16 protein-coding genes are annotated in these 17,900 nt (G+C 59.6%); 14 read left to right on the top strand and 2 right to left on the bottom strand.

The genetic code is table 11. The features are described 5' to 3' along the window. Positions 1-11 precede the first annotated feature (11 nt). The 14 genes from atpB to IF189_RS28675 all read left to right on the top strand — a co-directional run bounded on the left by atpB (position 12) and on the right by IF189_RS28675 (position 16,068). Entirely contained in the window at positions 12-881 is an 870-nt protein-coding gene (gene atpB / locus IF189_RS28740; RefSeq protein WP_085686128.1) for a F0F1 ATP synthase subunit A, read from the top strand. 134 nt (positions 882-1,015) lie between these two features. Then, the gene (gene atpE, locus IF189_RS28735; protein WP_003097235.1) at positions 1,016-1,273 is read left to right on the top strand and encodes a F0F1 ATP synthase subunit C; all 258 of its coding nucleotides are present in this window, start codon (positions 1,016-1,018) and stop codon (positions 1,271-1,273) included. 58 nt (positions 1,274-1,331) lie between these two features. Next, a complete protein-coding gene (locus tag IF189_RS28730; RefSeq protein ID WP_192552631.1) occupies positions 1,332-1,802 on the top strand; it encodes a F0F1 ATP synthase subunit B in 471 nt (156 codons plus the stop codon). 12 nt (positions 1,803-1,814) lie between these two features. Beyond that, positions 1,815-2,351 carry a F0F1 ATP synthase subunit delta gene (locus IF189_RS28725; protein WP_007911956.1) on the top strand — a complete coding sequence of 179 codons (537 nt, stop codon included), beginning with the start codon at positions 1,815-1,817 and terminating at the stop codon, positions 2,349-2,351. Between the two features lie 21 nt (positions 2,352-2,372). Then, positions 2,373-3,917, top strand: a complete 1,545-nt coding sequence (atpA, locus tag IF189_RS28720; protein ID WP_085606310.1) for a F0F1 ATP synthase subunit alpha — start codon at positions 2,373-2,375, stop codon at positions 3,915-3,917. 50 nt (positions 3,918-3,967) lie between these two features. Continuing rightward, positions 3,968-4,828, top strand: a complete 861-nt coding sequence (atpG, locus tag IF189_RS28715) for a F0F1 ATP synthase subunit gamma (protein WP_008084419.1) — start codon at positions 3,968-3,970, stop codon at positions 4,826-4,828. Positions 4,829-4,855: 27 nt separating this feature from the next. Next, complete coding sequence (gene atpD, locus IF189_RS28710; RefSeq protein WP_007954162.1) at positions 4,856-6,232, top strand: F0F1 ATP synthase subunit beta; 1,377 nt, start codon at positions 4,856-4,858, stop codon at positions 6,230-6,232. Positions 6,233-6,277: 45 nt separating this feature from the next. After that, the gene (locus IF189_RS28705; RefSeq protein WP_007954164.1) at positions 6,278-6,703 is read left to right on the top strand and encodes a F0F1 ATP synthase subunit epsilon; all 426 of its coding nucleotides are present in this window, start codon (positions 6,278-6,280) and stop codon (positions 6,701-6,703) included. A gap of 118 nt (positions 6,704-6,821) precedes the next feature. Next, positions 6,822-8,189, top strand: a complete 1,368-nt coding sequence (gene glmU / locus IF189_RS28700) for a bifunctional UDP-N-acetylglucosamine diphosphorylase/glucosamine-1-phosphate N-acetyltransferase GlmU (RefSeq protein WP_192552630.1) — start codon at positions 6,822-6,824, stop codon at positions 8,187-8,189. Between the two features lie 132 nt (positions 8,190-8,321). Then, positions 8,322-9,098 (top strand): DeoR/GlpR family DNA-binding transcription regulator, encoded by a 777-nt coding sequence (locus IF189_RS28695; protein ID WP_085713102.1) that lies wholly within the window; start codon positions 8,322-8,324, stop codon positions 9,096-9,098. A 2-nt stretch (positions 9,099-9,100) separates the two neighbouring features. After that, the gene (gene glmS / locus IF189_RS28690; protein ID WP_192552629.1) at positions 9,101-10,933 is read left to right on the top strand and encodes a glutamine--fructose-6-phosphate transaminase (isomerizing); all 1,833 of its coding nucleotides are present in this window, start codon (positions 9,101-9,103) and stop codon (positions 10,931-10,933) included. Positions 10,934-11,337: 404 nt separating this feature from the next. After that, positions 11,338-13,029 carry a urocanate hydratase gene (gene hutU / locus IF189_RS28685; protein ID WP_192552628.1) on the top strand — a complete coding sequence of 564 codons (1,692 nt, stop codon included), beginning with the start codon at positions 11,338-11,340 and terminating at the stop codon, positions 13,027-13,029. A 2-nt stretch (positions 13,030-13,031) separates the two neighbouring features. Continuing rightward, positions 13,032-14,564 (top strand): histidine ammonia-lyase, encoded by a 1,533-nt coding sequence (gene hutH, locus IF189_RS28680; RefSeq protein ID WP_192552627.1) that lies wholly within the window; start codon positions 13,032-13,034, stop codon positions 14,562-14,564. Positions 14,565-14,661: 97 nt separating this feature from the next. Next, the gene (locus IF189_RS28675; protein WP_134828593.1) at positions 14,662-16,068 is read left to right on the top strand and encodes an amino acid permease; all 1,407 of its coding nucleotides are present in this window, start codon (positions 14,662-14,664) and stop codon (positions 16,066-16,068) included. A gap of 46 nt (positions 16,069-16,114) precedes the next feature. On the opposite strand, the gene IF189_RS28670 is transcribed toward IF189_RS28675, so the two are convergent. Together IF189_RS28670 and IF189_RS28665 are read right to left on the bottom strand one after the other, a co-directional pair. Then, entirely contained in the window at positions 16,115-17,023 is a 909-nt protein-coding gene (locus IF189_RS28670) for a MurR/RpiR family transcriptional regulator (protein WP_134828592.1), read from the bottom strand. Positions 17,024-17,128: 105 nt separating this feature from the next. Beyond that, positions 17,129-17,893: an ABC transporter ATP-binding protein gene (locus tag IF189_RS28665; protein WP_134828591.1), complete on the bottom strand. Its 765-nt coding sequence runs from the start codon at positions 17,891-17,893 to the stop codon at positions 17,129-17,131. Positions 17,894-17,900: the final 7 nt, after the last annotated feature.

The following is a 17,900-nucleotide window of genomic DNA, read 5'->3' as shown; positions in this document are numbered from 1 at the left end:
TTGAGGCAACCATGGCAGAAACAACCGCTTCGGGCTATATCCAGCACCACTTGCAGAACCTGACCTTCGGTCAGCTACCCAACGGCGGCTGGGGCTTTGCCCACACCGCAGCAGAAGCCAAGGAAATGGGCTTCTGGGCTTTCCACGTCGATACCCTCGGCTGGTCGGTCGCACTGGGTCTGATCTTCGTCATTCTTTTCCGCATGGCGGCCAAGAAGGCGACTTCCGGTCAGCCAGGTGCACTGCAGAACTTCGTTGAAGTCCTGGTCGAATTCGTCGATGGCAGCGTGAAAGACAGCTTCCATGGCCGTAGCCCGGTGATCGCACCGCTGGCACTGACCATCTTCGTCTGGGTGTTCCTGATGAACGCCGTCGACCTGGTACCGGTCGACTGGATTCCTCAGCTGGCCATCCTGATCTCCGGCGACCACCACATCCCGTTCCGTGCCGTGTCGACTACCGACCCGAACGCGACCCTGGGCATGGCGTTCTCGGTTTTCGCACTGATCATTTTCTATAGCATCAAGGTCAAGGGCCTCGGCGGCTTCATCGGCGAGCTGACCCTGCACCCGTTCGGCAGCAAGAACATCTTCGTTCAGGCGCTGCTGATCCCGGTGAACTTCCTGCTGGAATTCGTGACCCTGATCGCCAAACCGATCTCTCTGGCTCTGCGTCTGTTCGGCAACATGTATGCCGGCGAGCTGGTGTTCATCCTGATCGCTGTGATGTTCGGCAGCGGCCTGCTCTGGCTGAGCGGCCTGGGCGTTGTCCTGCAGTGGGCGTGGGCTGTGTTCCACATCCTGATCATCACCCTGCAGGCGTTCATCTTCATGATGCTGACCATCGTCTACCTGTCGATGGCGCACGAAGAAAACCATTAAGACCGGTCTCGACCAGTCTGATGTCCTTCCCGGTAACACGGGGAGGGGCTCCTCACGGGGCACCATGAAACGATTTGTTTTACCGCTTTAATCTAAAAAACCTAAACCATACGACGTAAAAGTCGGGAGGAAAGATGGAAACTGTAGTTGGTCTAACCGCTATCGCTGTTGCACTGTTGATCGGCCTGGGCGCACTGGGTACCGCAATTGGTTTCGGCCTGCTGGGCGGCAAGTTCCTGGAAGGCGCAGCGCGTCAGCCAGAAATGGTTCCAATGCTGCAAGTTAAAATGTTCATCGTTGCCGGTCTGCTCGACGCCGTAACCATGATCGGTGTTGGTATCGCTCTGTTCTTCACCTTTGCGAACCCGTTCGTTGGTCAAATCGCTGGCTAATCATTCGGATTTTCCGAGTGATTTGGTGTGATGGACAACGTAACTGCGAGGTGTTGGCGTGAACATTAATGCGACCCTGATTGGCCAGTCCGTTGCGTTCCTGATTTTTGTACTGTTCTGCATGAAGTTCGTATGGCCTCCGGTCATCGCAGCTCTGCATGAACGTCAAAAGAAGATCGCTGATGGTATGGACGCTGCCAGCCGTGCAGCTCGCGACCTGGAGTTGGCCCAAGAGAAAGCGGGTCAGCAACTGCGCGAAGCGAAAGCTCAGGCAGCTGAAATCATCGAGCAAGCCAAGAAACGCGGTAACCAGATTGTCGAAGAGGCCGTTGAAAAGGCCCGTGTCGACGCTGACCGTGTGAAGGTTCAGGCTCAAGCCGAGATCGAACAGGAACTGAACAGTGTCAAAGACAAGCTGCGCGCCCAAGTGGGCTTGCTGGCTGTCGGCGGCGCCGAGAAGATCCTGGGTGCCACAATCGATCAAAACGCGCACGCAGAGCTGGTTAACCAACTGGCTGCTGAAATCTAAGCGAGGGCGATCATGGCAGAACTGACCACGTTGGCCCGACCTTACGCTAAGGCGGCCTTCGAGCACGCTCAGGCCCACCAGCAACTGGCCAATTGGTCAGCCATGCTCGGCCTGGCTGCAGCGGTGTCGCAAGACGACACCATGCAGCGCGTGCTCAAGGCCCCGCGACTGACGAGCGCAGAAAAGGCCGCCACGTTCATTGACGTGTGCGGCGACAAGTTTGATGCCAAGGCACAGAACTTCATCAATGTCGTTGCCGAAAACGACCGTCTCCCGCTTCTGCCGGAGATCGCTGCTCTTTTCGACCTGTACAAGGCCGAACAAGAGAAATCGGTAGACGTTGAAGTGACCAGTGCTTTTGCATTGAACCAAGAACAGCAAGACAAACTCGCCAAGGTTCTCAGTGCACGACTCAACCGGGAAGTGCGCCTGCAAGTTGCGGAGGATGCTGCCCTCATAGGTGGTGTCGTTATCCGCGCCGGCGACCTGGTTATCGATGGCTCGATTCGCGGCAAAATCGCGAAACTTGCCGAAGCATTGAAATCTTGAGTTTGAAGGGGCAGCAGAGCAATGCAGCAACTCAATCCTTCCGAAATAAGTGAAATTATCAAGGGCCGCATCGAAAAACTCGATGTGACCTCCCAAGCCCGTAACGAAGGCACTGTCGTCAGCGTATCTGACGGTATCGTGCGGATTCACGGTCTGGCCGACGTCATGTACGGCGAGATGATCGAGTTTCCGGGCGGCGTCTACGGTATGGCCCTCAACCTGGAGCAAGACTCCGTAGGTGCCGTTGTACTGGGCGCATACACGACTCTGGCTGAAGGCATGAGCGCCAAGTGCACCGGCCGCATCCTCGAAGTTCCGGTTGGTAAGGAACTGCTGGGTCGCGTTGTCGACGCACTGGGTAACCCTGTTGACGGCAAAGGTCCACTGGGCAACACCGAGACCGACGCGGTCGAGAAAGTTGCTCCGGGCGTGATCTGGCGTAAGTCGGTAGACCAGCCTGTACAGACTGGCTACAAGGCTGTCGATGCCATGATCCCTGTCGGCCGTGGCCAGCGTGAGCTGATCATCGGTGACCGTCAGATCGGCAAGACCGCTCTGGCGATCGACGCGATCATCAATCAGAAAGACAGCGGCATTTTCTGCGTCTACGTGGCAATCGGTCAGAAGCAATCGACCATCGCCAACGTGGTTCGCAAGCTGGAAGAAAACGGTGCACTGGCTAACACCATCATCGTTGCAGCGAGCGCTTCGGAATCTGCAGCACTGCAATTCCTGGCTCCGTACTCCGGTTGCACCATGGGTGAATTCTTCCGCGACCGCGGTGAAGACGCGCTGATCGTTTATGACGATCTGTCCAAGCAAGCAGTGGCTTACCGCCAGATTTCCCTGCTGCTGCGCCGTCCACCAGGCCGTGAAGCTTACCCAGGCGACGTGTTCTATCTCCACTCCCGTCTGCTGGAGCGCGCATCCCGCGTTTCGGAAGAGTACGTAGAGAAGTTCACCAACGGCGCAGTGACCGGCAAAACCGGTTCCCTGACCGCACTGCCGATCATCGAAACCCAGGCTGGCGACGTTTCCGCGTTCGTTCCGACCAACGTGATTTCCATCACCGACGGTCAGATCTTCCTGGAATCGGCCATGTTCAACTCGGGCATCCGCCCTGCAGTGAACGCCGGTGTTTCGGTATCCCGTGTGGGTGGTGCCGCTCAGACCAAGATCATCAAGAAGCTGTCCGGTGGTATCCGTACCGCTCTGGCTCAGTACCGTGAACTGGCGGCATTCGCCCAGTTCGCTTCTGACCTGGACGAAGCGACCCGCAAGCAACTTGAGCATGGTCAGCGCGTTACCGAGCTGATGAAGCAGAAGCAATACGCACCGATGTCGATCGCCGACATGGCGCTGTCGCTGTATGCCGCTGAGCGTGGGTTCCTGACTGACATTGAAATCGCCAAGATCGGCAGCTTCGAACAAGCGCTGATTGCTTTCTTCAACCGCGATCACGCCGACTTGATGGCGAAGATCAACGTTAAAGGTGACTTCAATGACGAAATCGACGCTGGCCTGAAAGCCGGTATCGAGAAGTTCAAGGCCACCCAAACCTGGTAAGCCGCAGCGGGAGCCGCAAGGCTCCCGCTTGCTAACCTGATAGGTGTTACATGGCAGGCGCAAAAGAGATTCGCAGTAAGATTGCGAGCATCAAAAGCACGCAAAAAATTACCAGCGCCATGGAAAAAGTGGCGGTCAGCAAAATGCGCAAGGCACAAATGCGCATGGCTGCTAGCCGTCCTTATGCGGAGCGTATCCGCCAGGTAATTGGGCATCTGGCCAACGCCAACCCGGAATACCGCCATCCGTTCATGATCGACCGCGCCATCAAGCGCGTTGGTTATGTCGTGGTGAGCAGTGACCGTGGTCTGTGCGGCGGCTTGAACACCAACCTGTTCAAGGCCCTGGTCAAGGACATGGCGGTAAACCGCGAAAACGGCGTCGAGATTGATCTGTGTGTCGTTGGTAGCAAGGGTGCGGCCTTTTTCCGCAACTTCGGCGGTAACGTCGTTGCAGCTATCAGCCACCTGGGTGAAGAGCCGTCGATCAATGATCTGATCGGCAGCGTCAAGGTGATGCTGGATGCCTATCTGGACGGCCGTATTGACCGCCTGTCCGTGGTATCCAACAAGTTCATCAACACCATGACGCAACAGCCTACCGTGGAGCAGTTGATTCCGCTGGTAGCGACCCCGGATCAGGATCTCAAGCACCACTGGGACTACCTCTACGAACCAGACGCCAAAGAGCTGCTTGACGGCTTGATGGTGCGTTACGTGGAGTCGCAGGTGTACCAGGCGGTGGTCGAGAACAACGCGGCCGAACAAGCTGCGCGGATGATCGCGATGAAGAACGCTACCGACAACGCCGGTGATTTGATCAGCGATTTGCAGCTGATCTACAACAAGGCGCGTCAGGCTGCGATCACCCAAGAGATCTCGGAAATCGTCGGCGGCGCTGCCGCGGTTTAACGGTTCAAATATTCAGAGGATCCAGCTATGAGTAGCGGACGTATCGTTCAAATCATCGGCGCCGTTATCGACGTGGAATTTCCACGCGACAGCGTACCGAGCATCTACGACGCCTTGAAGGTTCAAGGCGCCGAAACCACTCTGGAAGTTCAGCAGCAGCTGGGCGACGGCGTGGTTCGTACCATTGCGATGGGCTCCACCGAAGGCTTGAAGCGCGGTCTGGACGTCAACAACACTGGCGCAGCCATCTCCGTACCGGTCGGTAAAGCGACTCTGGGCCGGATCATGGACGTACTGGGCAACCCGATCGACGAAGCTGGCCCGATCGGCGAAGAAGAGCGCTGGGGTATCCACCGCGCCGCTCCTTCCTTCGCAGAACAGGCTGGCGGCAACGAGCTGCTGGAAACCGGCATCAAGGTTATCGACCTGGTTTGCCCGTTCGCCAAGGGCGGTAAAGTCGGTCTGTTCGGTGGTGCCGGTGTAGGCAAGACCGTAAACATGATGGAACTGATCCGTAACATCGCCATCGAGCACAGCGGTTATTCCGTGTTCGCCGGTGTGGGTGAGCGTACTCGTGAGGGTAACGACTTCTACCACGAGATGAAGGACTCCAACGTTCTCGACAAAGTAGCGCTGGTCTACGGTCAGATGAACGAGCCACCGGGAAACCGTCTGCGCGTAGCGCTGACCGGCCTGACCATGGCCGAGAAGTTCCGTGACGAAGGTAACGACGTTCTGCTGTTCGTCGACAACATCTATCGTTACACCCTGGCCGGTACCGAAGTATCCGCACTGCTGGGCCGTATGCCTTCGGCAGTAGGTTACCAGCCGACCCTGGCTGAAGAGATGGGCGTGCTGCAAGAGCGCATCACTTCGACCAAGCAAGGTTCGATTACTTCGATCCAGGCCGTATACGTACCAGCGGACGACTTGACTGACCCGTCGCCAGCGACCACGTTTGCTCACCTGGACGCCACCGTCGTTCTGTCCCGTGACATCGCTTCCCTGGGTATCTACCCGGCGGTAGACCCACTGGACTCGACTTCGCGTCAGCTGGACCCGAACGTGATCGGCAACGATCACTACGAGACCGCTCGCGGCGTTCAGTACGTGCTGCAGCGTTACAAAGAGCTGAAGGACATCATCGCGATCCTGGGTATGGACGAGCTGTCGGAAGCCGACAAGCAGTTGGTAAACCGTGCTCGTAAGATCCAGCGCTTCTTGTCGCAGCCGTTCTTCGTGGCTGAAGTCTTCACCGGTGCTTCGGGTAAATACGTTTCCCTGAAAGACACCATTGCTGGCTTCAAAGGCATCCTCAACGGTGACTACGACCACCTGCCAGAACAAGCGTTCTACATGGTCGGCGGCATCGAAGAAGCGATCGAGAAAGCCAAGAAACTGTAATCCCGGCGCCCGGCAACGGGCGCTCATTTAGGTTGAGGCAATCAGATGGCTATGACAGTCCATTGCGATATCGTCAGCGCGGAAGGAGAAATCTTTTCCGGCCTGGTCGAGATGGTGATTGCGCACGGTGCTCTGGGTGATCTTGGTATCGCTCTGGGTCACGCGCCGCTGATCACGAATCTCAAGCCGGGTCCGATCCGCCTGATCAAGCAAGGCGGGGAAGCCGAGGTGTTCTACATCTCCGGTGGTTTCCTCGAGGTTCAGCCGAACATGGTCAAGGTGCTTGCCGATACCGTGCAACGTGCCGCCGACCTGGATGAAGCTCAGGCTCAGGCAGCTCTCAAGGCTGCCGAGGCCGCTCTGCATGAGAAGAGCGCAGATTTCGACTACGGAGCTGCGTCCGCACGTCTGGCCGAGGCTGCAGCTCAGCTGCGCACCGTCCAGCAGATCCGCAAGAAGTTTGGCGGTTAATCCGTCAGCCACTTGTTGTGCGATTGATAAAAAAGGGTAGCCTCGGCTACCCTTTTTTCTTTTCAGAATTCTACAAACCCGGTCGCAGTTGCTGACCACCCAGGATTGGTAGCCAGTCATGTCTCTTGAAATCGTTATCCTCGCGGCCGGCCAAGGCACCCGCATGCGTTCGGCACTGCCGAAAGTGCTGCACCCGATTGCCGGCGACTCCATGCTCGGCCATGTTATCCACAGTGCCCGTCAACTCGATCCACAGCGCATTCACGTCGTCATAGGCCATGGCGCCGATGTCGTGCGCGAACGCCTGGCCGCCGATGATCTCAATTTCGTGCTGCAGGACAAGCAATTGGGCACCGGCCATGCGACTGCCCAAGCTGTGCCGTTTATTACGGCCGGCACCGTGCTGATTCTCTACGGTGACGTGCCACTGATCGAAGTCGAAACCCTGCAACGCCTGCTCAAGCATGTCGTTCCCGGTCAGATGGGATTGCTCACCGTGGAACTGGATGACCCGACCGGCTACGGCCGCATCGTGCGCGATGCGAACGGCAAGGTTGCGGCAATCGTCGAGCACAAGGATGCCACTGAAGCGCAACGCGCGATTACAGAAGGTAATACCGGGATTCTCGCCGTGCCTGCCAGCCATCTGGCTGACTGGATGGGGCGCCTGTCGAACAACAACGCCCAGGGTGAGTACTACCTGACCGACGTGATTGAAATGGCGGTCGGTGATGGTCTGGTGGTAGCGACCGAGCAGCCCCACGATCCGATGGAAGTGCAGGGCGCCAATGATCGCAAGCAACTTTCCGAGCTGGAGCGTCACTATCAGTTGCGCGCCGGCCGTCGCCTGATGGCGCAAGGTGTAACCCTGCGTGACCCGGCCCGCTTTGATGTGCGTGGCGAAGTGACCGTTGGTCGCGACGTGCTGATCGACATCAACGTGATTCTCGAAGGCAAAGTGGTCATCGAGGATGACGTGGTGATCGGCCCGAACTGCGTGATCAAGGACAGCACCCTGCGCAAGGGTGTGGTGATCAAGGCCAACAGTCATATCGAAGGCGCAGTGCTCGGTGAAGGCAGCGATGCCGGCCCGTTTGCACGCTTGCGTCCGGGCACCGTGCTGGAAGCTCGCGCCCATGTGGGTAACTTCGTCGAACTGAAAAACGCCCGTATGGGCGAGGGCGCCAAGGCCGGACACCTGACTTATCTGGGCGATGCCGAGATCGGTGCCCGCACCAACATCGGCGCCGGCACCATCACCTGCAACTACGATGGCGCCAACAAGTGGAAAACCGTGTTGGGCGAAGACGTGTTCATCGGCTCCAACAACTCGCTGGTGGCGCCTGTGGATATCTCCGCCGGTGCAACCACTGCAGCCGGTTCGACCATCACTCAGAATGTGGATAACGCCCAGCTGGCCGTCGGTCGCGCGCGGCAGAAGAACATCGATGGCTGGAAGCGGCCGGAGAAAATCAAGAAGAGCTGAGTTATCCACAGCGCTTCAATCAAAAAGATCGCTGCCTCAGGGCAGCGATTTTTTTTCATCCCCGGCTTGACGACTTTGCGTCGATAGGTTTTGATTTCTTCCGTTATCTTTCGAATCGAAACTTACCAAGCCATGTCGAAACGCAATACACCCCAACGCCGCCACAACATACTGGCCTTGCTCAACGAGCAGGGCGAAGTCAGTGTCGACGAGCTCGCCAAGCGTTTCGAAACCTCGGAAGTTACGATTCGCAAGGATCTGGCCGCGCTGGAAAGTCATGGTCTGCTGCTGCGCCGTTATGGCGGAGCGATCACCATGCCCCAGGAACTGGTGGCCGATGTCAGTCAGAACGTTTCCAAGTACAAACAGGCGATTGCCCGCGCTGCGGTCACCCGTATACGTGAGCACGCCCGCATCATCATCGACAGTGGCAGCACCACAGCCGCGATGATTCCCGAGCTCGGCCAGCAGCCGGGACTGGTGGTGATGACCAACTCCCTGCACGTCGCCAACGCCCTGAGCGAACTCGAACATGAACCTGTCCTGCTGATGACCGGTGGCACCTGGGATCCTCATTCGGAATCCTTTCAGGGCCAGGTCGCCGAGCAGGTACTACGCTCTTACGACTTCGATCAGTTGTTCATCGGTGCCGATGGCATCGATCTGGTGCGTGGAACCACCACCTTCAACGAGCTGCTCGGTTTGAGCCGGGTGATGGCGGAAGTGGCGCGGGAAGTGATCGTGATGGTCGAGGCCGACAAGATCGGCCGCAAGATTCCAAACCTGGAGCTGCCATGGAGCAGCGTCCATACCCTAATCACCGATGATCGCCTGCCGCAGGAGGCACGGGATCAGATTCAGGCTCGCGGTATCAATTTGATTTGCGCGACGGTCAGTCAGGAGAAATAAGCATGTGTGGAATTGTCGGCGCGGTAGCTGAACGTAATATCACCGCCATTCTGGTCGAAGGCCTCAAGCGCCTCGAATACCGGGGTTATGACAGTGCCGGTGTCGCGGTGTACACCAATGACGGCACGCTGGAGCGCACCCGTCGTGTGGGCAAGGTCAGCGAACTGGACGCGGCCCTGGCGGAACACCCGCTGGTTGGCCGTCTCGGCATTGCCCACACCCGTTGGGCAACTCACGGTGCGCCGAGCGAACGTAATGCCCACCCGCATTTCTCCGGCAACGTCGCGGTGGTGCACAACGGCATCATCGAAAACCATGAGGCGCTGCGTGAGCAACTCAAGGCCCAGGGTTACGTGTTCTCTTCCGACACCGACACCGAAGTCATCGCTCACCTGCTGACCGAAAAACTCAAGGCACTGCCGGACTTGACCGACGCGCTGAAGGCCACGGTCAAGGAACTGCATGGCGCTTACGGTCTGGCGGTCATCCACGCGCTGCAGCCGGATCGGCTGGTCGCTGCCCGCAGCGGCAGCCCGCTGGTGATCGGCCTGGGTCTGGGCGAGAACTTCCTGGCTTCCGACCAACTGGCCCTGCGTCAGGTCACCGACCGTTTCATGTACCTGGAAGAAGGCGATATCGCCGAAATCCAGCGTGACAAGGTGCAGATCTGGGACGTGACCGGCAAAGCCGTCGAGCGCCAGACCGTGCAGTACACCGACGGTGCCGAAGCCGCCGACAAAGGCGAGTTCCGCCACTACATGCTCAAGGAAATCCACGAGCAGCCATCCGTAGTGCAACGCACCCTGGAAGGTCGCCTCAGCCCGAACCAGGTACTGGTGCAGGCGTTCGGCCCACAAGCCGCCGAACTGTTCGCCAAAGTGCGCAACGTACAGATCGTTGCCTGCGGCACCAGTTACCACGCCGGCATGGTTGCCCGTTACTGGCTCGAAGAGCTGGCCGGGATTCCGTGCCAGGTCGAAGTCGCCAGTGAGTTCCGCTATCGCAAGGTCGTGGTGCAGCCGGACACGCTGTTCGTCACCATTTCCCAGTCCGGCGAAACCGCCGACACCCTGGCCGCGCTGCGCAACGCCAAGGAGCTGGGTTTCCTCGGCAGCCTGGCGATCTGCAACGTCGGCATCAGTTCGCTGGTGCGCGAATCCGACCTGACCCTGCTGACCCAGGCCGGTCGCGAAATCGGCGTGGCCTCGACCAAGGCGTTCACCACGCAACTGGTTGGCCTGCTGTTGCTGACCTTGTCCCTGGGCCAGGTGCGCGGCACGCTGGGCAAAGACGTTGAAGCCACGCTGGTCGAAGAACTGCGTCGCCTGCCAACCCGTCTGGGTGAAGCGCTGGCCATGGACAGCACCGTGGAAAAGATCGCCGAACTGTTCGCCGACAAGAACCACACCCTGTTCCTCGGTCGTGGTGCGCAATATCCGGTAGCGATGGAAGGGGCCCTGAAACTCAAGGAAATCTCTTACATCCACGCCGAAGCTTATCCTGCCGGTGAACTGAAGCATGGCCCGCTGGCGCTTGTGGATAACGACATGCCGGTGGTGACCGTTGCGCCGAACAACGAACTGCTCGAGAAGCTCAAGTCCAACCTGCAGGAAGTCCGTGCCCGTGGCGGCGAACTGATCGTGTTCGCTGACGAGAAGGCCGGGATGACCAACGGCGAAGGCACCCACGTGGTGCAGATGCCGCACATCCACGACATCCTGTCGCCGATCCTCTACACCATCCCGCTGCAACTGCTGTCGTACTACGTTGCTGTGCTCAAGGGCACTGACGTTGACCAGCCGCGTAACCTGGCGAAGTCGGTGACGGTGGAATAAGTTATCCACACGTCACAATAAACAGCCACAGCCTGGAGACTCATTGGGTTTCCAGGCTGTGGGATGTTTCCCACTTTTTGTTACCGAACACCCCAGCGCGGTGCAATGCCACGCTCCTGTAACAGCCTCTCTGCTTTCAAAAAGCGCTCCTTCGAAAAAAATTCAATCACTCGATGTCCCGTGATTTCGGTGTCCTCGCCGATGTCCGTCGGTTTTGTCAGACAGCTTCTTCATAAGTTGGCCGTTCAATTGCATATGCTTGTATGTACAAGTAAAGACGTATGCATACGAGTTGAAAGAAGCCGAGCATTTCGTCCACTGATTCGCTTGTCGCGCATTGAAGCGCACAAGCCGCTTGCCCATCGCCAGGGTTGGTTTGAATTGATCGCTGAGGAGTCTTTTTCGTGACTGACGCAAAAACTACTAAATTCCGTGACGTTGAAATTCGTGCATCGCGCGGCAACAAGCTGACCGCCAAGAGCTGGCTGACCGAAGCGCCGCTGCGCATGCTGATGAACAACCTCGACCCGGAAGTGGCCGAAAACCCGAAAGAGTTGGTGGTTTACGGTGGCATCGGCCGCGCCGCGCGCAACTGGGAGTGCTACGACAAGATCGTCGAAAGCCTGACCAACCTGAACGACGACGAGACCTTGCTGGTGCAGTCCGGCAAACCGGTCGGCGTGTTCAAGACCCACAGCAACGCCCCGCGCGTGCTGATCGCCAACTCCAACCTGGTGCCGCACTGGGCGACCTGGGAACACTTCAACGAACTCGACGCCAAGGGCCTGGCCATGTACGGCCAGATGACCGCCGGCAGCTGGATCTACATCGGCAGCCAGGGCATCGTCCAGGGCACTTACGAAACCTTCGTTGAAGCCGGTCGCCAGCATTACAACTCCGACCTCAAGGGCCGCTGGGTTCTGACCGCCGGCCTCGGCGGCATGGGCGGCGCTCAGCCTCTGGCTGCAACCCTGGCCGGTGCCTGCTCGCTGAACATCGAATGCCAGCAGGTCAGCATCGATTTCCGCCTGAAAAGCCGTTACGTCGACGAGCAGGCCAAAGACCTCGACGACGCCTTGGCCCGCATCGAGAAATACACCAAGGAAGGCAAAGCGATTTCCATCGCGCTGCTGGGTAACGCCGCCGAAATCCTCCCGGAACTGGTTCGTCGCGGTGTGCGTCCGGACATGGTCACCGACCAGACCAGCGCCCACGATCCGCTCAACGGCTACCTGCCGGCCGGCTGGACCTGGGACGAATACCGCGCCCGCGCCAAGACCGAACCGGCCGCGGTGATCAAGGCTGCCAAGCAATCGATGGCCGTCCACGTCAAAGCCATGCTGGATTTCCAGAAGCAAGGCATCCCGACCTTCGACTACGGCAACAACATTCGCCAGATGGCCCAGGAAGAGGGCGTGGAAAACGCTTTCGACTTCCCGGGTTTCGTACCGGCCTACATCCGTCCGCTGTTCTGCCGTGGCATCGGTCCGTTCCGCTGGGCGGCGCTGTCGGGTGATCCGCAGGACATCTACAAGACCGACGCCAAGGTCAAAGAATTGATCCCGGACGACGCCCACCTGCACAACTGGCTGGACATGGCCCGCGAGCGCATCAGCTTCCAGGGTCTGCCGGCACGGATCTGCTGGGTCGGCCTGGGCCAGCGCGCCAAACTCGGTCTGGCGTTCAACGAAATGGTCCGTCGCGGCGAATTGTCGGCCCCGATCGTCATCGGCCGCGACCACCTCGACTCCGGCTCGGTCTCTAGCCCGAATCGTGAAACCGAATCGATGCAGGATGGTTCCGACGCCGTCTCCGACTGGCCACTGCTCAACGCCCTGCTCAACACTGCCAGCGGCGCGACCTGGGTGTCCCTGCACCACGGCGGCGGCGTCGGCATGGGCTTCTCGCAACACTCGGGCATGGTGATCGTCTGCGACGGTACGGATGAAGCGGCCGAGCGTATCGCTCGCGTGCTGCACAACGACCCGGGCACCGGTGTGATGCGTCACGCCGATGCCGGTTACCAGATCGCCATCGACTGCGCCAAGGAGCAGGGTTTGAACCTGCCAATGATTACTTCGGTTAAAGGAGCCTGAACATGACTGCACTGAACCTGATCCCTGGCCAACTGAGCCTGTCGCAACTGCGTGCTGTCTACCAGCACCCGGTCAAACTGACCCTCGACTACAGCGCTGCTGCACAGATCGAAGCCAGCGTCGCCTGCGTCGAGCAGATCCTCGCCGAGAACCGCACCGCCTACGGCATCAACACCGGTTTCGGCCTGCTGGCCTCGACCCGCATCGCCAGCGAAGACCTGGAAAACCTCCAGCGTTCGCTGGTGCTGTCCCACGCCGCCGGCGTCGGCCAGCCGATCAGCGATGAGCTGGTGCGCCTGATCATGGTGCTCAAGGTCAACAGCCTGAGCCGTGGTTTCTCCGGTATCCGCCGCGTGGTGATCGATGCGCTGATCGCGCTGATCAACGCCGAGGTTTACCCGCACATTCCGTTGAAAGGTTCGGTCGGTGCCTCCGGCGACCTCGCGCCATTGGCGCACATGTCGCTGGTGCTGCTGGGCGAGGGCAAGGCGCGCTACAAGGGCGAGTGGATGGAAGCCACCGAGGCGCTGAAAGTCGCCGGTCTGACCCCGCTGACTTTGGCGGCGAAAGAAGGTCTGGCGCTGCTCAACGGTACGCAAGTTTCCACCGCATTCGCGCTGCGCGGCCTGTTTGAAGGTGAAGACCTGTTCGCCGGCGCGCTGGCGCTGGGCGGTCTGACGGTGGAAGCGGTATTGGGTTCGCGTTCGCCATTCGATGCGCGCATCCACGCCGCCCGTGGTCAGAAAGGCCAGATCGATACCGCTGCCGCTTACCGTGATCTGCTCGGTGAGCGCAGCGAAGTCTCCGACTCGCACCAGAACTGCGAAAAGGTCCAGGACCCGTACTCGCTGCGTTGCCAGCCGCAAGTCATGGGCGCCTGTCTGACCCAGTTCCGTCAGGCTGCCGAAGTGCTGGTCATCGAGGCCAACGCCGTCTCCGACAATCCACTGGTGTTTGCGGCTGAAGGCGACGTGATTTCCGGCGGCAACTTCCACGCCGAACCAGTCGCTATGGCCGCTGACAACATGGCGCTGGCCATCGCCGAAATCGGCTCGCTGAGTGAGCGCCGCATTTCGCTGATGATGGACAAGCACATGTCGCAACTGCCGCCGTTCCTGGTGGCCAATGGCGGGGTGAACTCCGGTTTCATGATCGCCCAGGTGACCGCTGCGGCCCTGGCCAGCGAGAACAAGGCATTGGCTCACCCGCACTCGGTGGACAGTCTGCCGACCTCCGCCAACCAGGAAGACCACGTCTCCATGGCCCCGGCCGCCGGCAAGCGCCTGTGGGAAATGGCCGAGAACACGCGCGGCATTCTGGCGGTGGAATGGCTGGCGGCGGTGCAGGGTCTGGACCTGCGCAACGGCCTGAAGACCTCGACCAAACTGGAAAAGGCCCGGGGAATCCTGCGTCGCGAAGTGCCGTTCTACGAGAAGGACCGCTTCTTTGCGCCGGACATCAATGCCGCGACCGAACTGCTGGCGTCGCGCACGCTGAATGATCTGGTGCCGGCGAACCTGCTGCCGAGTCTGTAAGTGCCTCATCGCCAACAGGCTGTCTTCCACTCTGCGTGGAGGCCGGCCTGTTGGCGTTTCGATTTTTGCGTCGAATAAAAATAAATAAGGACGAAAAATGCAGCAGTCAGCAAAAGGTTTGAAACGCGGGCTCTCGGCCCGACACATTCGCTTCATGGCCCTGGGATCGGCGATCGGAACCGGGCTGTTCTACGGTTCTGCCTCGGCCATCCAGATGGCCGGTCCCGCCGTTCTGCTCGCTTACCTGATCGGTGGCGCGGCGGTGTTCATGGTCATGCGCGCCCTCGGCGAGATGGCGGTGCACAACCCGGTCGCCGGCTCGTTCGGGCAGTATGCAAGCACTTATCTCGGCCCCATGGCGGGCTTCATTCTCGGTTGGACCTACGCGTTCGAAATGGTCATCGTCGGCATGGCCGACGTGACGGCGTTCGGCATCTACATGGGGTTCTGGTTTCCGGAAGTCTCGCGCTGGATCTGGGTACTCGGCATCGTGTCGGTGGTCGGCGGGCTGAACCTGTGCAACGTCAAAGTCTTCGGTGAAATGGAGTTCTGGCTGTCGTTGCTCAAGGTCGCGGCCATCGTCGCAATGATCCTCGGCGGCTTCGGCATCATGCTGTTCGGCATCAGCACCGCTCCCGGTCAGGCCACCGATATCAGCAACCTGTGGACCCAGGGCGGATTCATGCCCAATGGCGTGGGCGGCCTGATCGCCTCGTTTGCCGTGGTAATGTTTGCCTTCGGCGGCATCGAAATCATCGGTGTGACCGCCGGTGAAGCCAAGGACCCGCACCGTGTATTGCCCAAGGCGATCAACGCCGTGCCGATGCGCATCCTGCTGTTCTACGTGCTGACGATGCTGGTGCTGATGTCGATCTTCCCGTGGCAGCAGATCGGCAGCCAGGGCAGTCCGTTCGTGCAGATCTTCGACCACCTGGGCATCAGCTCGGCGGCCACCATTCTGAACATCGTGGTGATCTCGGCGGCGGTGTCCGCGATCAACAGCGATATCTTCGGTGCAGGCCGGATGATGTACGGCCTGGCTCAGCAAGGGCATGCACCGAAAGGCTTTGCGCGCCTGTCGCGCAATGGCGTGCCGTGGCTGACGGTGATCGTGATGAGCTGCGCGCTGTTGCTGGGCGTGTTGCTGAACTACCTGATCCCGGAAAACGTGTTCCTGCTGATCGCTTCCATCGCGACCTTCGCCACGGTGTGGGTCTGGCTGATGATTCTGTTCACCCAGGTGGCCATGCGTCGTTCCATGACAGCCGAGCAGGTGGCGCAACTGAAATTCCCGGTACCGTTCTGGCCGTATGCACCGATGGCGGCGATTGCTTTCATGTTGTTCGTGTTCGGCGTGCTGGGTTACTTCCCGGACACCCAGGCCGCGTTGATCGTCGGTGTGGTCTGGATCGGGTTGCTGGTGCTGGCGTATCTGACGTGGGTCAAGCCGGCAGCCGGACAGGCTGCGCAGGTGACCGGCGATCAGCCGGTTTCTCAGTCCTGATCTGATCGAAGGGACGCTCGGGATTGGCCGGCGTCCCTTTCACGCATCACTTCTTCGGCAATTTGCTGCCGTTGGGGATGTGCAGGTAAGACATCACGCTTTCGGTCAGCTCGGTCGCCAGCTTGACCGCTTCCTTGTTGCGCGCCATCACGCCCGCCACCAGTCCCTCGATCAATGCCAGCATGGCCACGTTGGAGCTGGTCAGCACCGGATGATCGCAAGGCGCAAACAACACATGCTCGGCAATGCCGGTGAGCGGCGAGGCCGGTGAGTCGGTGATGGCCAGTACCGACGCGCCGCGTTCGTTGGCGAATCGGGCCAGCTGCAGCGTATCCAGGGAATAACGCGGCAGGGAAATCGCCAGCAACACATCCTGATCGGTGATCGCGGCCAGTCGGTACGCAGCGTTTTCGTTGCCGCCCTCCATGCTGATGGCGGTGGCGTCGGCGCAGAACGGCATCAGGGTCGAGGCGGCGAGGCCGGCGAAATAGACGCTGTTGCCGAACCCGAGGATGTAGATCTTGCGCGCGGTGGTCAGCCGGGTGACGAACGCTTCGAAGGCTTCGGCATGGTTGTTGGTCGCCGTCGTGGCGAGGTTGCTGCTGGCACTCTCGATCTGTTCATGCAGGCCGAACGCCCCGCCCGGACGATGGGCCAGTTCATTGCGCAGCTTGTCGACCGGCGACACCATCTGCTGCAACGTCGCTACCAGTTCAGCCCTCATGCCCATGTAGCCACCGAGGTCCATCGCCTTAGCCAGTCGGTTGACGGCGGCCGGCGAGGTCGATGTTTCGTGGGCCATCTCCTCGATAGTCAGCGTCGCAGCTTTCAGCGGATGACGCAGGATGAAATCAGCCACCTTGCGCAGTGACGGCGGCAGATCGGCAACGATTTCCGCCAGTTTGCGCATGACCGGTGCGGCATAGACCGTGGTGTCTTTCGATGAGCTGGGCATATCCGGATCAACAGTTCCTGAAAGTGAGAGAAGGGCTGCGCCTGACAAGGTTGGCTGGAGTGTATCCGAAGCCAACCGTTGCAGGACAACGCCGCGCGCGGGGGCTTACTTCAGGCTGCCGGCGAGGAACTGCTGCAGGCGTTCGGACTGCGGATTGACCAGCACCTCACGCGGATCTCCGCGCTCCTCGACCCGCCCTTTGTGCAGGAACACCAGTTGATTGGAAACCTCACGGGCGAAGCCCATTTCGTGGGTCACGACCACCATGGTGCGGCCTTCCTGGGCGAGATCCTGCATGACCTTGAGCACTTCACCCACCAGCTCGGGATCGAGCGCCGAAGTCGGCTCGTCGAACAGCATCACTTCCGGTTCCATGGCCAGTGCGCGGGCAATCGCTACCCGTTGCTGTTCGCCACCTGACATGTGGGCGGGCCAGGCATCCTTGCGATGGGCCACGCCGACTTTGTTCAGATAGTGCTCGGCCTTTTCCCGGGCCTCTTTCTTGCCCACGCCCAGCACATGCACCGGGGCTTCCATGACGTTTTCAAGGGCGCTCATGTGCGACCACAGATTGAAGTGCTGAAACACCATCGACAGCCGTGAACGCATGCGTTGCAACTGCCGGGGTTCGGCGGCCTTGAGGCCGCCCAGTTTGTTGGCCACCAGTTTCAGTGGCTCGCCATTGAGCACGATGCTGCCGGCGTTGGGTTGCTCCAGCAGGTTGATGCAACGCAGGAAGGTGCTTTTGCCTGAACCACTGGAGCCGATGATGCTGATCACGTCGCCGGCCTGGGCCTGCAGGGACACGCCCTTGAGCACCTGGTGGGCGCCGTAGCTTTTGTGCAGGTCCTGAATTTCAAGTTTGTACATGATTTGA

The sequence above is a fragment of the Pseudomonas sp. IzPS59 genome, assembly GCF_014863505.1.
Classification (GTDB): domain Bacteria; phylum Pseudomonadota; class Gammaproteobacteria; order Pseudomonadales; family Pseudomonadaceae; genus Aquipseudomonas; species Aquipseudomonas kribbensis.
This window is presented reverse-complemented; position numbering and strand designations above follow the sequence as displayed.

Bases quoted from the DNA above. Each gene is read 5' to 3' on its own strand.
- atpB (WP_085686128.1), top strand. From the start codon at position 12: ATGGCAGAAACAACCGCTTCGGGCTATATCCAGCACCACTTGCAGAAC.
- atpE (WP_003097235.1), top strand. From the start codon at position 1,016: ATGGAAACTGTAGTTGGTCTAACCGCTATCGCTGTTGCACTGTTGATC.
- IF189_RS28725 (WP_007911956.1), top strand. From the start codon at position 1,815: ATGGCAGAACTGACCACGTTGGCCCGACCTTACGCTAAGGCGGCCTTC.
- atpA (WP_085606310.1), top strand. From the start codon at position 2,373: ATGCAGCAACTCAATCCTTCCGAAATAAGTGAAATTATCAAGGGCCGC.
- atpG (WP_008084419.1), top strand. From the start codon at position 3,968: ATGGCAGGCGCAAAAGAGATTCGCAGTAAGATTGCGAGCATCAAAAGC.
- atpD (WP_007954162.1), top strand. From the start codon at position 4,856: ATGAGTAGCGGACGTATCGTTCAAATCATCGGCGCCGTTATCGACGTG.
- IF189_RS28705 (WP_007954164.1), top strand. From the start codon at position 6,278: ATGGCTATGACAGTCCATTGCGATATCGTCAGCGCGGAAGGAGAAATC.
- glmU (WP_192552630.1), top strand. From the start codon at position 6,822: ATGTCTCTTGAAATCGTTATCCTCGCGGCCGGCCAAGGCACCCGCATG.
- IF189_RS28695 (WP_085713102.1), top strand. From the start codon at position 8,322: ATGTCGAAACGCAATACACCCCAACGCCGCCACAACATACTGGCCTTG.
- glmS (WP_192552629.1), top strand. From the start codon at position 9,101: ATGTGTGGAATTGTCGGCGCGGTAGCTGAACGTAATATCACCGCCATT.
- hutH (WP_192552627.1), top strand. From the start codon at position 13,032: ATGACTGCACTGAACCTGATCCCTGGCCAACTGAGCCTGTCGCAACTG.
- IF189_RS28675 (WP_134828593.1), top strand. From the start codon at position 14,662: ATGCAGCAGTCAGCAAAAGGTTTGAAACGCGGGCTCTCGGCCCGACAC.
- IF189_RS28670 (WP_134828592.1), bottom strand. From the start codon at position 17,023: ATGCCCAGCTCATCGAAAGACACCACGGTCTATGCCGCACCGGTCATG.
- IF189_RS28665 (WP_134828591.1), bottom strand. From the start codon at position 17,893: ATGTACAAACTTGAAATTCAGGACCTGCACAAAAGCTACGGCGCCCAC.